This window comes from Methanosarcina thermophila TM-1 (assembly GCF_000969885.1).
Taxonomy (GTDB): Archaea; Halobacteriota; Methanosarcinia; order Methanosarcinales; family Methanosarcinaceae; genus Methanosarcina; species Methanosarcina thermophila.
Genome location: NZ_CP009501.1, coordinates 1,593,035 through 1,607,076 on the forward strand (window position 1 = coordinate 1,593,035; position 14,042 = coordinate 1,607,076).

Consider the following 14,042-nt stretch of genomic DNA (forward strand, 5'->3'; position numbering starts at 1 on the left):
AAAGGAAATACAAAGGGAAGCAGATTATAGAAGCTCAGAGAAAGATTATAGAAAGGTGAAACAATGAAGTTTCCTTACAGTCAAAAAGTGCTGGAGCATTTCAAGAATCCACACAATGTAGGAAAGATGGAGAATCCTGACGGAAAAGGTCTTGAAGGAAGCCCGGCTTGCGGAGACATGGTTGCCGTTTATATCAAGGTCAATCCTGATACTAAGGTTATTGATGATATAAAATTCGAATCTTATGGTTGTGCCTCAAATATTGCCACAGCCTCGATTATAACTGATCTTGCACGCGGAAAAACCCTTGATGAAGCAAAGAAAATAACCTGGAAGCAGGCTGCAGAAGAACTTGGAGGATTGCCTCCGGTCAAAGCCCACTGTTCTGTGCTCGCAGTTGAGGGTCTGCGTGCCGCAATCAAGGATTATGAGGAAAAACACGGACTTATAACCGAGAAAGAGTCTACAACTGAAGAAGTTGTCAAAAAGAGGCTCAAACACGTTATGAATCCTCTAACAGGGCTTGACGTTATCCGTACAAACCTGATCCTTAAGATCAGTGTTGAGGATGGAGCGGTAAGAGTGGTAGTAGACCTGCCTGCAAACCACCAGTTTGCTCCGGCGATAAAAGAGGATATTGTAGAAAAACTTGGGTCTCTGTGGGATGTCGAAAAGGTTGATGTGGTGTTTACAGCGTGACGTGAATAGAATTCGTATTATTATTTGAAAAATGAAAAATGCTATGTGAGGGGAGTAATATGAAGGGAAGAAAATTGACATATTATTTCTGTATACTCATGGTAGTTGCTGTTCTCTTTTCCGGCTGTGCAATGGCGGAGACCTAGCAACAAAAAGAAAAATGCTTTGTTAAACCACCTCAGATGGGAATGTTTGAAGGGGAAAGTAAAACTCTGGGCAGCGGAGTTGCTTATTCCTGGGTTAAGCTTGATAACGAAGGAAATCCCTCGTCAATAGGAGTAAACTTTACAGAATCAGCTCTGGAAGGACATCCGGAAGGAAGAACTGTGGAATACACACTTGCTCTGCCGGAAGAAGCTGCTTCCACGGCTTATAACCACATTGGGATTGACTGGAATCCTCATGGACATGAGCCTCAGGGAATTTATGATAAGCCGCACTTTGATGTTCATTTTTACATGATAACCCCTGAGGAAAGAGATAAGATTATAGCGACCGGGGAAGATTGTAAGAACTTATCAAAAATGCCGGCATCAGAATATATTCCGGAGGGATATGTTCCCACGCAAGGAGGAGTGCCCAGAATGGGAGCACACTGGGTAGACCCGAAAGCTCCTGAGTTTAACGGACAGCCTTTTAATGAGACTTTTATTTATGGGTTTTATAACGGGGAAATGGTTTTTGTTGAACCTATGGTTACAATAGCTTTCCTTGAGACAAAACCAGAGGTGACAAAAGAACTCAAGCTTCCAAAATGTTATCCGATAAGTTCCTATTATCCCACAGGTTACTCCCTGAGCTACAATGAAACGAATAAAGAGTATACGCTGGCTCTTGAGGGACTAACTCTCAGGTAAAACGCAATTTAACTTTAAAATATAGTTCAATTTTTAAAAGCGAATAGAGTTTAAAAGCGACGAGAGGAGAAATTTCTCCTCTCAAATAACCTCGATTCAAATGAATTTAATTCAAATAAACCCGGAATTCAGTGAAATTCAAGCCGGAACCTGTTCTTTCTTCTCCCTATCCCAGTGACGGTGCTTTGCAATTGCAGTAGTGAAGGACTCATTAAAAGCACTCCTGTCTTCCCCATTAACAGCCGTCACGACACCTTTATCGGAAATCAAAGGAATCTCCTTATCAGCCGATTCCTTCCCTGCAAATTGTATATCAGGGAGGTTTGCGGCTTTAAGTAACTCAATGCCTTCACCGGTTGCTCCAAGAGGTTTGCAGTGTCTGAACGCCTCATTGACGAAATGGATTGCATCTCCTTGCATTTTCAGGGTCTCGACATTCTCTTTTCCTCCCGGGATGTATACAGCATCATAAAATACTGAGGCTGTGGTGACATAGCTCTTATCAACCTCGATACTTTCTCCGCTTGAACTCTTTAACATTCCCTGGTGTTTAGAGATAATATGGGCTCTTGCTCCGCCAGCCTCTAAAGCCTGCATCACCTGGCTGACATCATTATGGTTATATCCATTCGCAGCAATGATAGCAATTCTTCTGGTTTTAATTGTATTCTTCACTGTATGCTCCGAACGCTCCTGGCTGAGATTCGGAGACTCTTTCATGACAGGAGATCCACCTTTCTTCTCAGGAGCCGGAACCCCTACTCCCTTTGCAATTTCAATTGCAAGATCTCCGTCCACATTGTTGAACATATCAACAACTGCCTTCCGTATATTTTTATCATTGACTTTTCCAACTTCAAAATGGAATGCCTCTATGATATGTTTCTTTTCCGGCTCCGACATACTGTTCCAGAATAATTTTGCCTGACTGTAAAAATCCTTGAATTTTTCGCTGCGGGCGCGGATCTTTTTTCCTTCTATTTTTTCCGTGTAGTGGGCGTATCCACCTTCTTCTACAGAGGCAGGACGCGGGAGGTTTTCTCCTACTGTGTTAGGGAAATAACTTGCTTTGCCTTTGTTTATCGTTGTGCGGTGATAACCTTCCCTCTGATTATTGGCTATAGGTGCCAGCGGTCGGTTAATCGGAATTTCATGGAAATTCGGACCGGCTAGGCGGATTAGCTGAGTATCGAGATATGAGAAAAGGCGTCCCTGAAGAAGCGGATCGTTAGAGAAGTCGATCCCGGGAACCACATTTGCCGGGCAGAATGCAACCTGTTCGGTTTCAGCAAAGAAGTTGTCAGGGTTGCGATTAAGGGTCATTTTCCCTATCCATTTAATGGGTACATCTTCTTCGGGCCAGATTTTAGTGGGATCGAGGATATCGAAGTCAAATTTAAACTCATCTTCTTCCTCCAGGATCTGCACTCCAAACTCATATTCCGGATAGTCTCCCATTTCAATTGCTTCCCACAGGTCGCGTCGGTTAAAATCGGGATCTTTTCCTGCTATCTTCTGAGTTTCATCCCAGACAAGCGAGTGAATGCCAAGCAGGGGTCTCCAGTGAAACTTTACAAATCTTCCCTTACCCTCCGAATTAACGAAACGGAAGGTGTTAACCCCAAAGCCCTGCATCATGCGGTAACTCCTGGGAAGCGCACGATCGGAAAGAACCCACATGATCATGTGTGCAGTTTCTGGGTGGCAGGTGACAAAATCCCAGAATGTATCATGAGCTGCTGAAGCCTGGGGTATCTCATTGTCCTGCTCGGGTTTAATTGCGTGGACAAGGTCAGGAAATTTGATTGCGTCCTGAATGAAAAAGATAGGAATGTTATTGCCGACAAGATCATAGTTTCCATCCTCAGTGTAGAACTTTATCGCAAAACCCCGAACATCTCTCACGGTATCAGCCGAACCTCTGGATCCCACAACAGTTGAGAAACGTACAAAGACGGGCGTTTTCTTATTGGGATCCTGCAGGAATTTTGCACTCGTATACTCTGTCATAGGCTCATAGACCTGGAAATACCCGTGTGCTCCGGAACCACGGGCATGAACAACCCTTTCCGGAATTCGCTCATGGTCAAAATGAGTTAATTTCTCCCTGAAATGGAAATCTTCAAGCAGGGTTGGACCCCTTTCCCCTGCCTTGAGCGAAATATCAGTATTACTGACCCTGACGCCCTGATTTGTTGTCAGGAAATCGCGCTCAGGGTCTTCACGAAACATCTCTAACTGCTCATCTTTGCTATTTTCATTGACCATTCTCTTTTTCTCCACTATTGCCACCTTCTCTATTAGTTCTGGTTTCCAGATCTCAAAAACTGAAATTTGAATTCTCATGGGCTTTTAAGGAAGCAAAGGCGAGCAGAGGCGTATCTCAATGTAAGAAGTAATGACCATGCCTGAGATGAGGAATCCTCTAGTCCAATCCACAGTCAAGTCCATGATAGATCTGACTGGAGACCAGGGAATGACCTTAACTCTAGATAGGACAGAACTAATCTATACAGTCAGGATTAGCTCAATTTACAGCTCACAACTGAGTAAATATGCATGCTCAACCTCCCCATTCCGACTTCCCAATTTCTAAATTAGCTTGTTATTATATTAGTCTTTTTATAAAGAAATTAAATACTTAAAATAAGATGGACTTGGAAGGAGTTAATAGTAAACAAAGACCTCAAAGGCCAGATATGTAAATTGGAAATGTGAAATTATACAAAGTGATGGTTTTCAGTGGTGCACAGTAGCATTTACATCCTTGCATAAAGATAACAATATATTAGTCTAAAACACTTAATGAGCACTACGTGAAAGGGAGAGTGAACACATGACTGAATACGTTCACGGTTATTCCGAAAGAGAAGCTCTCCGTCTGGAAGAACAGGCAGATACACTTGAGGAACTTCTTCATTCGGATACAATATATCCTCCAGGAGAAAAGGTACTCGAAGCTGGCTGTGGAATAGGAGCACAGACTGTAATTCTGGCAAAAAACAATCCCTGGGCAGAAATTATTTCAATTGACGTTTCTCCGGACTCTCTTGAAAAAGCCAGAGAAAATGTAAAAAGGAAAGGCATTGAAAATGTAAGGTTCTTGCAGGCAGATATTTTTTTCTCTCCCTTTCAAAGAAGAGAGTTTCGACCATGTCTTTGTCTGTTTCGTTCTTGAACATCTCCAGAATCCATCCGAAGCCCTGAAAAGTCTGAAAAAAATCCTGAAGACCGGTGGCACTATAACCGTTATTGAAGGAGACCACGGCTCATGTTACTTTTATCCCGAAGGAAAAAAGCTCTTGCAGCCTGGAACTGCCTTATCAGGGTACAGGCACACATGAAAGGAAATTCCCTAATTGGTCGCCAGCTTTATCCTCTCCTGCAGGGATCAGGATTAAATGAGGTAAAAGTAGAGCCCAAGATGGTATACATGGATTCCAGTAAACCTGAGTTAGTAGACGGTTTCATCCTGAAAACCATTATTCCCATGGTAGAAGATGTGAAAAGGCAGGCTCTGGGAATGCAAATGATAGAAGAAGAAACCTGGAATAAAGGAATAACAGAACTTCATGAGACTGCCAGGTCCATGGGTACGTTTTGCTATACCTTCTTTAAAGGCAGAGCAAGAAAATAAAATCCTGAGTTCAGGTAATTAGAACGACCCTGGGCTCAGGGGAAAAACGAAAAAAGGTTATTTTTCAAATAACTTTGAAACCTCTTTTAATAGCTCCCTTACAGGGGTTTTTTGCGGACATTTTATCTCACATTCCCCACACTCCGTACAATTTGAAGCCTTGCCTTCAAGGCTGCTATATATAAGCTTTTCCTCTTCTATCTTATCAAACATCTCAGCATTATTAAGATGCTTAAGATTCTCTGGAATATTTACTCCAGAGGGACAGGGCATACAGTACCGGCAGCCAGTACAGTTAACTCTTGTCTTTGACCTGTAAATCTCTTTTACTTTAGAAATCAGCTTTTTCTCTTCCTCGGTCAGAGAATTCGGGAAACCATCTGCTGCAAATTTTATGTTACTCTCTATCTGCGCCAGATCAGACATACCGCTCAGGACAACGCTTATCTCAGGATAGTCCCAGAGACAGCGCAGTCCCCATTCAACAGGGCTTCGTGGAGTTTCGGCACTATCCCAGATTTCCTGAACTTCCTGAGGGACATTTGAAGCAAGGTATCCTCCCCGCAGAGGTTCCATAACAACAACTCCAAGTCCCTTTGAGGCTGCATACATCAGCCCCTCTTTTCCTGCCTGGAAATCTTCATCCATGAAATTATACTGGATTTGACACATATCCCATGGATAGGAATCAACGATCTCTTTAAACAGATCAATATTATCGTGGAAAGAGAAACCTGTGTATTTTATTCTTCCATCTTTAAGGGCGGAATCAAGGAAATCAAAAACCCCATGCTTTTTTAGAAGAGACCAATAATCCCTGTTTAGCGCGTGGAGAAGATAGAAATCTATATAATTGGTTCTGAGCCGTCCAAGCTGCTCGTCTAAATAACGGTCCATATCCTCTCTGCAAGTAACAAGCCAGCTTGGAAGTTTTGTCGCAAGATAGACCTTTTCCCTGTAACCATCCTGAAGGACTTTCCCAACAACGAATTCGCTCATGCCCCCATGATAGGAATAGGCAGTATCAATATAATTGATGCCGTTATCTATAGCGTAATGGATCATTTGTGCAGCTTTTTCCTCGTCAACTTTTGAGTCGTCATCCCCAAGAATAGGAAGCCGCATTACACCGAATCCTAGTATTGAGACACTTTTACCTGTTTTACCAATTTTTCTATATAGCATATACTTTAACCCCCTAATGCAAAAGAAAAATCCGCCCCAAATCAAGTTCCTACTACCTTTTTGTCATGATATATGATAATACTTTGTGAGATTACGAACAGTCCAGATATAAGCAAGAAATTTAGTAAAAAGAAATATAAGAAAGAAAAAAAGGAGTATTAGAATTTAGAGAAACGTTAGAATCCAGTAGGAAACTGAGTGCTAAAATTTAAATTCGAGAAAAAAAATGATGATAGGAATTATATAAAAAGAGCCTAATTTAAGTATGGAGTAAAGGGTTAGGGAAAATGACAGAAATGTTTTTAAGAATTATAGCTTTAGGACATGTAAAATTATGTCTCTGGATATAAGAGTAAACTAATGTTCCCTTTTCGAGATTCAGAAATATTGAATCCAGATTGTAACTAGGTCTCAATTTGCAGGAAATCAGTGACTAAGTTTTAGTTAATGCAAAACTGCATAATAAAATTCTACTCGAGTCCCTGTGAAGGTGTGTTTTTGAGCCGGGTAATCTTGAAAAAAGTCATGGTGATACTCTTACTGTTTACAGTGGGAGTATTTTTGATCCGAACCTACTGGATAGAGATTGTACCTGTGCTTGGAGAGAGCTTGAAAATTCTTGCAGAGACTCAAATCCAATATGTGATTCTGGCATTTTTAATTTATCTCCTGAGTGTGTACTTGTTTGCGGTACGCTGGCAGCAGGTACTTTCCTGCATTGGATATGAGCTCAAAGCTACAGACCTTCTTCCCATTCTTTTTGGGGCAATCTTTGTGAACAACTTAACTCCAGCGAACCGGACAGGAGGTGAGCCCTTGAGGATACTCTGGGCTAAGAAACGCTTCGGGATAAGTTATACTGATGGTTTCATAACTGTCCTTTTTGAAAGGCTGGTTGAAACGGTTCCCATTATCCTGCTTTTATTATATGTAGTATATTTCTTTCCTTCTTTAGATATCAAACTCCTTCCGCAGAAAAGTATCCTGACCTTAAATTCTACTTATCTGTTGCTTCTAGCTTTAATTATAATCGGGGTACTGGTATGGTTTTTCCGGGAGATACTTACTGCCCTTCTTAAGGAGATACAGCAAAACTGGAGACAACTTAAGAAGTCTTATATTCCTGTACTCGTGTTATCCAGTGGGGTCTGGGTTCTTGATATAATACGCCTCAAGTTGATTGCTCTTGCCCTCAATCTTAATCTTTCACTATATACCATCGCAGCAGTCTCGATATTGTACTTGCTGTTGGGAATCCTGCCAATAACCCCTGGGGGACTTGGAATAGTAGAAGGAGGTCTAATATCTCTGCTTCTATATTTGGGGTTACCTCTTGCATCTTCAGGCAGCTTCGTAATTCTGGAACGTTTTATATCCTTCGGGCTCAGCAGTCTGATAGGGTTCCTGTACCTGTCTTACTACGGAGGGATTGAAATATGGAAAAATACAAAATCGCATTAATCAGCGACTGGTATTTTCCAAAGGTTGGAGGAATCGAGTACTCGATGCACACCCTCGCTAAAACACTGAGCATGCATGGTCATAAGGTAAGTGTAATTACCAGAAGCTACCCTGGAGTCCCTCAATACAGTATAAAGGACGGAGTTTCGGTAATAAGAGTCAAAGGAAGTCCTTTACCAGGACAGCAACGTTTTCTCACACCGTCTGCATATAAGGAACTCTTTAGCCTTTTGAAAAATGGAAATTACGAAATTGTCAATCCTCACGGGTTGGACTCACCTATGGGTATGAGTGCTCTTCTCGCATCCCGAAAGCTTGGTATTCCTGTAATAGTTACCAATCACTCCCTGGTAGGAAATACCCCATATCGCCAGCTTCTATATATTGCAGGTAGACTGCTTTTAAGATATGCTGATGCTGTAATCGCTGTCAGTTCGGCGGTTGAAAAGGACTCAAGACTAATGACAAAAAAACCGATTTACCGGATTTTTAACGGAATAGATTCTGAAGATAAAATCATCAAAATTCCCCTTCCTGTTGATACAAAAGGAAAAATTGTAATCGTTACGGTTGCACGTATGACAAAGAAGAAGGGTGTCCAGAACATTATAGATCTTGCTCCTTTACTTCTGGAAAAATATAAAAATTTGTTGTTTTTAATGATAGGAGATGGCCCACTGAGAGAAAAATTAGAAAGAATAGTAGAGAAGTCAGGTTTATCCAACAATTTCTATTTTACAGGAGAAATATCCAGGGAAAAAGTGTTGGGATATCTCGAACAGGCTGATATCTTTGCTCTACCATCTACTAATGAGGCCTTTGGAGTCTCGATACTGGAAGCAATCTCAAGAAAGGTTCCTGTCGTTGCAATGAATAATAGCGGGGTATCGGATATTATCAAGAACGGTATAAACGGTTACCTTGCAGACAGCCTTGAGGAATTTTTATTTTACCTTGAAAATCTGATAGAAACTCCTGCCCTTCGAACTTCCTTTGCTGAGGAAGCTATCCGGGGGCTCTCAAACTATGATTGGAATTGGATATGTGAGCAAACCAGCAAGGTATATACAAGTGTTATTTATGAGAAATATCACAATAACCATTGATGTAGAAGAAGACTGCCCCCCAATGCTTTCAAGTACTAGAGGCATGGAAGAAGGGCTGCCCAAGCTACTTGACCTTTTTAAAGAAGAAGGAATAAGAGCCACATTCTTCGTGACCGGAACAATGGCTGAGCGGTATCCGAACCTTATATGCCGAATTCCTGAAGACGGGCACGAGCTTGGATGTCACGGATATACCCATGCACGCTTCGATCAAATGACAGAGGAAGAAGCCAGGTTTGCTCTTAAACAGGCTGGAAAAACTCTTAGAAAATTTGAAAAGAAACTTGTCTCTTTCAGGGCTCCGAACCTCCAGTTTCCAAAAAGTTATCTAAAACTCCTGGAAAAAGAAGGTTTTCTATATGATTCTTCCCTTGCAATGTACAAACCACCTTTCTTTAAGGATAAATCGGAAAGCAGGATAGTCAGGATTCCTGCCACAATTACTTCTTCATTTCTAAGACTCCCACCAGAGTTTTTTCTCCCATTGATTAAACTCTCAAAAGCACCTGTTATCTTTGTGCATCCCTGGGAGCTAGTGGATATGTCAAACATGCCCATACGTCTGGATTGCAAATTCAATACTGGAGAAAAAGCTCTCAAAAACCTGAAAGTCCTGATACGTACCTTAAAAGCTGAAAATTACCTTTTTCTAACTTTGCAAGAAAGGGCAACCCTTGAAAAATATAAAGAATCATGGGATAGTTTTGAGCTTTACTAAAAAGGCACAAAAGTTATTCTTCAACAATTTCCAGAAGCTCTGAATTTGTCTTTATCTATTTAATAGAGCCTCAATTTTCCTTCTTTTCTTACTTTATTCAATCAAGAGTTCTAAAATTATTTTACTCAGATGGAGAAAATGCTTCTATTACAGCTATTGAGACAACTGGATTTACGAGTTCATATGCAAGTAATTAATAAGGAGAACAGGGAAGCTCCGCCGGAGCTTCCTGAAAGCTTCAATATCAGTAGACACAATAAAAAAGGTAATAATAGGATGGAAAATTAGCCAAAAAACATATCATGGGATTAAGCATGTAAGTACTTTGATAAAGAAATCAAATAGGTCAAGAAAGTCTCAATGTTATGTGATGGATAAAGGATATGATTCCGAAGAAATTCATACTCTAATAAGAAATGAGATAAAAGCAGATTCAATAGTACCTTTAAGAGAAAGAAAAAGAAAGAGAAGAAACGGCAAAAATATAGAAAGCAGTTAAATGTAGAGTTTGACAAGATCACATACAATAGAAGGAATAAAGTAGAGACAATAATATCTGTTGTAAAAAGAAAATTATAAATAATTATGCACATATGTGTGAAATCGGAATTTTTTATCCCTTCCAGGGTTACTAGCTAGCTCAAGTAAAAGTTGAAGAATTGCTAGCCTAAAATTACAGATTTTGTGGGAAAATATTAGGAAAAACAAAGTTTGAGAGTCCGAGGAACATGCCTAAACCAAAAAATGTCTGGGAAGAGTTTTTTAAGGATAAGAAGCATGGAGGGCACAGGTATTCATCAGAGGAATTTCTTGCTATGGAAGCCAGGGAAAAATTATTTCACCTTGATGGAGGCAAAACTCTTCTCGACTTCGGATGCGGCTCTGCAGAACTCCTGACATACTATGCTCCTGAGTATGAAAAGCTTGTAGGAGTGGATTTTTCCCCGTCCATGCTTGGCGAAGCAAGCAAGAGGATCAAGAAAAAAGGATGCAATAACATCGACCTGATTCTTGCTAATCATGAAACCCTCTGGGAGAAATTGGAGTTTAGTTTTGATAGAATAACTGCAGCCGGGGTAATTCAATACCTGACACTTCAAGAAATTGATAAATTCATCTTTGATGCATCAAGGTATCTGAACAGAGGGGGCAAAATAGTATTGTTTGACCTGCTGGATTCCCGTTTATATCCATTATGGAAGGTCGGACTGTTCTCAAAAGATGTGAATTGTCTCAAGATTTTACGTAAAGCTGGTTTTGAGCTCCAGACTGTCGTACTGGCAAGCATAAAAAATCGTCCAAAGGATATTCTCGGGTTTGCCTACCATCCTAATAAAATCGAAAAAATTGCGAGTAAGCATGGCTTTAAAATGATTTATGTATGCTCGATGTATTACGAGTACAAGTACCATGCGATAATGTTTCGGGCTTAAACGGCTACTCTAACGAGTACTGCATTGAAAATAGAGCCCGATTGAGTGATATAATTGATGTGGTGATCCAGTGAAGAGCAGTAGCCATCTAAAAACATTTTTTCCCGCGTTATCTATGTCAAGTAGTTTACATGTGGAAGGAAGTAAAACCTTAATAGACGAAAACATTCCAAAAATTTGTGAAAATGCGAATCAGGGCATTCTCAATCTATTCTCACAAAATTACACCGAAATTAACAGCATCCCAAAAAATGTTTTTATTGCAAATCTTCAAGGTAATAAGATATATGATAAACTATATTCTGCAATTTATGGCACATTGAAATCCGAGATTTCTCTCACTGCTTCAAAAGCACTAAATTATAAAACCTCAAGAGACTCCTGCTTATTTCCTTGCAGTTTATTTCCCGTTGTAGATACTATTTTACAGTCTGGGGTAAATGGATATACAGTAAATTTAACAAAATCTCTAGAGACTCACAGGTTCTGTGAAGCTGCTTCTATACCTTTAATTCACTACAGGGAGCAGCAGAGGCAAACTGAATCACTTTACATTTGCGGGCTTATACCAATGGTTAAATGTACGTATCAAATCTCGATGAATATAAAAACGGATGATTTTCAAAGTTTTGTTGAGCTCAATAGCCCGGGTTCAAAGTTGATTATTCAAAAAGTAGATAATGATAATGTCATACTAAGAAGTTATTTTAAGGATTTTTCTGAGGAGATCAGGTCTAAAACCATACGTATCGGGAATGCGGCAGAGAAATTTGATTTTGAAATAAAGTTTGATGGGTACAATAAAACTAACACTATCTGCACAAATGACGGCAACTTTATCGTAACCCCATTTTATAGCACCGACAGGCAGAGATTACCGTATATTGATTTCTCAAACGGATACATCAAGTTCACTTCTTTTATAGCTGGAAAAGGTACGTACCTGGATGTTGATTTATACAGCATTGGTCAGACAGCAGACCGTAAGTTCATAACTGCGATTGGAAGCAACAAAATACTGGCTTTTGGACTTGATGGACCACATGCTAGAGATACAACAGAGCAGGGCATACGCTATCTCAATAGCAAAAACAATATAGGAACCATATGGTTTGACATAGAGCTCCTTGAGCAATACAGTGAAACTGATCTTGAGTACCTCCGCAGTCTGGTCACTAATGATTCGTGGGACGTAGGAGTGCATTACTCTGAAGAGTTGAACAGACTCCCACTTGAAGAAGCGTACAAGGTAATAGATGAGGGGTATTCCTATGTTTATGAGAAAATCGGGAAAAAGCCAACAAGCTGGTGCTCCATGAGAAATAAAGATACTGTTGCACACGCTATTTATGCATATGAGAACTTAGGGATGTTCTGGAGAAATGGAGACTCGGGAATCCATGCGGAAAGGGATATTGGGAATCTGGACGATACCACCTGGGAATGGTGGGAAAAAGCATCCAGAGCAGGTATGATACACCCTGTTTTTACCCACGAACTTGATAAGGATCCTGCTATAAAATACTCAATCAGCAGTTCAAAATTTAGAAGTTGGGTAGATAATTACAATTCAAATAATGTATCCATAGTGTCTTTTTATGAATATGGTCAAATAAACCGAAACACATTTGATGCCTCTTTTGAAAAACTGCGATATACTGAACACTCTGTCACTTTTGATGCACACACAAACGGAGCCATTGCTCTTGTAAATGTAAACATAAAGGCTGGAAAAAATACACAGATTTATGATAATACATCAGAGAAGTTTATCAGTTACAATATAGAGCAGGATAATTCAGTTACTTTCTGGGTAGAGGACAGGCATACTTATAGTGTATATGTGAACTAGATTGAATTTTCGTGAAAATCAGTGAGTTTAAGTTGCTTCGGACGGGAAAGTTTCATCTGCATGGGTTTCATGTAATCTCCGGACAGATTGTATCTATCCATAAGAGAATTGAGCACTCCATAAAGTTCAGCTTTATACGCTTTATCAACTCCTCCTTTTGCATACAACTTGCAGTATGGATCCACAAGTTCAGGGAATTTTAGCTCAAGAAAATCGAAAAAATGCTTTCTGGTATCGCCCCTCAAGTAAAGAATGCCTGTTAGGGCATAATCCACCTCACACTCGGCTGCAATAGAAAGAATTTGCTCCAGATTCTGAGGGCTGTCTGTAAGAAAAGGAAGAATCGGCATCATGTGAAATCCGGTAACAGCAGCTGTATTTTTAAATGCTCTGAGGACCGAAAATCGCTTTACTGGAGGCGAGGCAGAGGGTTCCAGCAGGGTACTTAAATCCTCATTTATTGTTGTAACCGTGACTGCAATATTTACATACGTAAGTTCGGCAAGCTCTTTAAGAAGATCGAAGTCCCTGAGAATAAGGTCGGATTTTGTAGAAATCATAATCGGATTCCGATATTTTATCATCAGGTGTAGAACCTGGCGCATTAATCCGTACTCTGCCTCTGCAGGCTGATAACTATCGCACACTCCCCCTATATTGATTACTTCTTTTTTCCAGCTTTTTGCTCCAAGCTGTTTTTCAAGGGCTTCTGCTATATTTGTTTTGACGCAGATTCTCTGAAAAAAAGCACAGTTTTTTACTCCTGAAGGTTCTTTAACCGGAGAAGAGTTCATTTCTTCCTTTTCCAGATAGCGGTGAGAATACATTGCATAGCAGTAGTTACAACCGTGTTCGCATCCCCTGTAGATATTGAGATCCCAGCGGAATGGTAGTGTGATTCTGCCAGCATCTTTTATCCGGTTCAGAGCTTTTTTAACCTCGATTTCCTCAAACATCCCGGAATGATACGGCTGAAAGGTATAATAAATTTAACAAAAAGCCCTTAAAACAGAGCTTTCTCGTAGGAATAGCTGCAGCTATCACTTTTGATAAAATCAACTGGCTGTGCCCAGGGGTATCACTTAGTTTCTTGT

The 14,042-nt window shown here is 40.3% G+C and carries 14 protein-coding genes; 11 read left to right on the plus strand and 3 right to left on the minus strand.

The window, feature by feature from the left end:
- The first annotated feature begins 63 nt into the window (after positions 1-63).
- Complete coding sequence (locus tag MSTHT_RS06830) at positions 64-699, plus strand: iron-sulfur cluster assembly scaffold protein (protein ID WP_048167131.1); 636 nt, start codon at positions 64-66, stop codon at positions 697-699.
- Positions 700-881: 182 nt separating this feature from the next.
- A complete protein-coding gene (locus MSTHT_RS06835; RefSeq protein ID WP_148704509.1) occupies positions 882-1,556 on the plus strand; it encodes a DUF5602 domain-containing protein in 675 nt (224 codons plus the stop codon).
- A 138-nt stretch (positions 1,557-1,694) separates the two neighbouring features.
- Here MSTHT_RS06835 and MSTHT_RS06840 read toward each other — a convergent pair whose 3' ends face one another.
- Complete coding sequence (locus tag MSTHT_RS06840; RefSeq protein ID WP_082086790.1) at positions 1,695-3,902, minus strand: catalase; 2,208 nt, start codon at positions 3,900-3,902, stop codon at positions 1,695-1,697.
- A 490-nt stretch (positions 3,903-4,392) separates the two neighbouring features.
- Here MSTHT_RS06840 and MSTHT_RS15105 point away from each other — a divergent pair, with 490 nt between their 5' ends.
- Genes MSTHT_RS15105 through MSTHT_RS15110 form a run of 3 tightly spaced genes read left to right on the plus strand, consistent with a single transcriptional unit; the run spans position 4,393 to position 5,193 of the window.
- Positions 4,393-4,734, plus strand: a complete 342-nt coding sequence (locus MSTHT_RS15105; RefSeq protein WP_259274595.1) for a class I SAM-dependent methyltransferase — start codon at positions 4,393-4,395, stop codon at positions 4,732-4,734.
- Positions 4,670-4,900 carry a class I SAM-dependent methyltransferase gene (locus MSTHT_RS15365; RefSeq protein ID WP_259274600.1) on the plus strand — a complete coding sequence of 77 codons (231 nt, stop codon included), beginning with the start codon at positions 4,670-4,672 and terminating at the stop codon, positions 4,898-4,900. The genes MSTHT_RS15105 and MSTHT_RS15365 overlap by 65 nt, the downstream gene beginning before the upstream one ends.
- Positions 4,828-5,193, plus strand: a complete 366-nt coding sequence (locus MSTHT_RS15110) for a hypothetical protein (protein ID WP_231588264.1) — start codon at positions 4,828-4,830, stop codon at positions 5,191-5,193. The genes MSTHT_RS15365 and MSTHT_RS15110 overlap by 73 nt, the downstream gene beginning before the upstream one ends.
- A 57-nt stretch (positions 5,194-5,250) precedes the next feature.
- Here the strand turns inward: MSTHT_RS15110 and MSTHT_RS06850 are convergent, their stop codons facing one another.
- Complete coding sequence (locus MSTHT_RS06850) at positions 5,251-6,378, minus strand: aldo/keto reductase (RefSeq protein ID WP_048167133.1); 1,128 nt, start codon at positions 6,376-6,378, stop codon at positions 5,251-5,253.
- A gap of 498 nt (positions 6,379-6,876) precedes the next feature.
- Here MSTHT_RS06850 and MSTHT_RS06855 point away from each other — a divergent pair, with 498 nt between their 5' ends.
- The 6 genes from MSTHT_RS06855 to MSTHT_RS06880 all read left to right on the plus strand — a co-directional run bounded on the left by MSTHT_RS06855 (position 6,877) and on the right by MSTHT_RS06880 (position 12,948).
- Entirely contained in the window at positions 6,877-7,839 is a 963-nt protein-coding gene (locus MSTHT_RS06855; protein WP_231588023.1) for a flippase-like domain-containing protein, read from the plus strand.
- A complete protein-coding gene (locus tag MSTHT_RS06860) occupies positions 7,815-8,945 on the plus strand; it encodes a glycosyltransferase (RefSeq protein ID WP_048167134.1) in 1,131 nt (376 codons plus the stop codon). The genes MSTHT_RS06855 and MSTHT_RS06860 overlap by 25 nt, the downstream gene beginning before the upstream one ends.
- The gene (locus tag MSTHT_RS06865; RefSeq protein ID WP_048167135.1) at positions 8,920-9,663 is read left to right on the plus strand and encodes a polysaccharide deacetylase family protein; all 744 of its coding nucleotides are present in this window, start codon (positions 8,920-8,922) and stop codon (positions 9,661-9,663) included. Before MSTHT_RS06860 ends, MSTHT_RS06865 begins: the two co-directional genes overlap by 26 nt.
- A gap of 196 nt (positions 9,664-9,859) precedes the next feature.
- Positions 9,860-10,162: a transposase gene (locus MSTHT_RS14040; protein ID WP_082086792.1), complete on the plus strand. Its 303-nt coding sequence runs from the start codon at positions 9,860-9,862 to the stop codon at positions 10,160-10,162.
- Between the two features lie 229 nt (positions 10,163-10,391).
- Complete coding sequence (locus MSTHT_RS06875) at positions 10,392-11,096, plus strand: class I SAM-dependent methyltransferase (protein ID WP_048167136.1); 705 nt, start codon at positions 10,392-10,394, stop codon at positions 11,094-11,096.
- 133 nt (positions 11,097-11,229) lie between these two features.
- Complete coding sequence (locus MSTHT_RS06880; protein ID WP_231588024.1) at positions 11,230-12,948, plus strand: hypothetical protein; 1,719 nt, start codon at positions 11,230-11,232, stop codon at positions 12,946-12,948.
- Here the strand turns inward: MSTHT_RS06880 and MSTHT_RS06885 are convergent.
- Positions 12,945-13,904 carry an SPL family radical SAM protein gene (locus MSTHT_RS06885; RefSeq protein ID WP_048167138.1) on the minus strand — a complete coding sequence of 320 codons (960 nt, stop codon included), beginning with the start codon at positions 13,902-13,904 and terminating at the stop codon, positions 12,945-12,947. The genes MSTHT_RS06880 and MSTHT_RS06885 overlap by 4 nt on opposite strands.
- Between the last annotated feature and the right edge of the window lie 138 nt (positions 13,905-14,042).

What these genes read in the sequence shown, in the direction of transcription:
- MSTHT_RS06860 (WP_048167134.1), top strand. Translation starts at nt 7,815, where the DNA reads ATGGAAAAATACAAAATCGCATTAATCAGCGACTGGTATTTTCCAAAG.
- MSTHT_RS15105 (WP_259274595.1), top strand. Translation starts at nt 4,393, where the DNA reads ATGACTGAATACGTTCACGGTTATTCCGAAAGAGAAGCTCTCCGTCTG.
- MSTHT_RS06830 (WP_048167131.1), top strand. Translation starts at nt 64, where the DNA reads ATGAAGTTTCCTTACAGTCAAAAAGTGCTGGAGCATTTCAAGAATCCA.
- MSTHT_RS06840 (WP_082086790.1), bottom strand. Translation starts at nt 3,902, where the DNA reads ATGAGAATTCAAATTTCAGTTTTTGAGATCTGGAAACCAGAACTAATA.
- MSTHT_RS06865 (WP_048167135.1), top strand. Translation starts at nt 8,920, where the DNA reads ATGAGAAATATCACAATAACCATTGATGTAGAAGAAGACTGCCCCCCA.
- MSTHT_RS06875 (WP_048167136.1), top strand. Translation starts at nt 10,392, where the DNA reads ATGCCTAAACCAAAAAATGTCTGGGAAGAGTTTTTTAAGGATAAGAAG.
- MSTHT_RS15110 (WP_231588264.1), top strand. Translation starts at nt 4,828, where the DNA reads ATGTTACTTTTATCCCGAAGGAAAAAAGCTCTTGCAGCCTGGAACTGC.
- MSTHT_RS06885 (WP_048167138.1), bottom strand. Translation starts at nt 13,904, where the DNA reads ATGTTTGAGGAAATCGAGGTTAAAAAAGCTCTGAACCGGATAAAAGAT.
- MSTHT_RS06835 (WP_148704509.1), top strand. Translation starts at nt 882, where the DNA reads ATGGGAATGTTTGAAGGGGAAAGTAAAACTCTGGGCAGCGGAGTTGCT.
- MSTHT_RS06850 (WP_048167133.1), bottom strand. Translation starts at nt 6,378, where the DNA reads ATGCTATATAGAAAAATTGGTAAAACAGGTAAAAGTGTCTCAATACTA.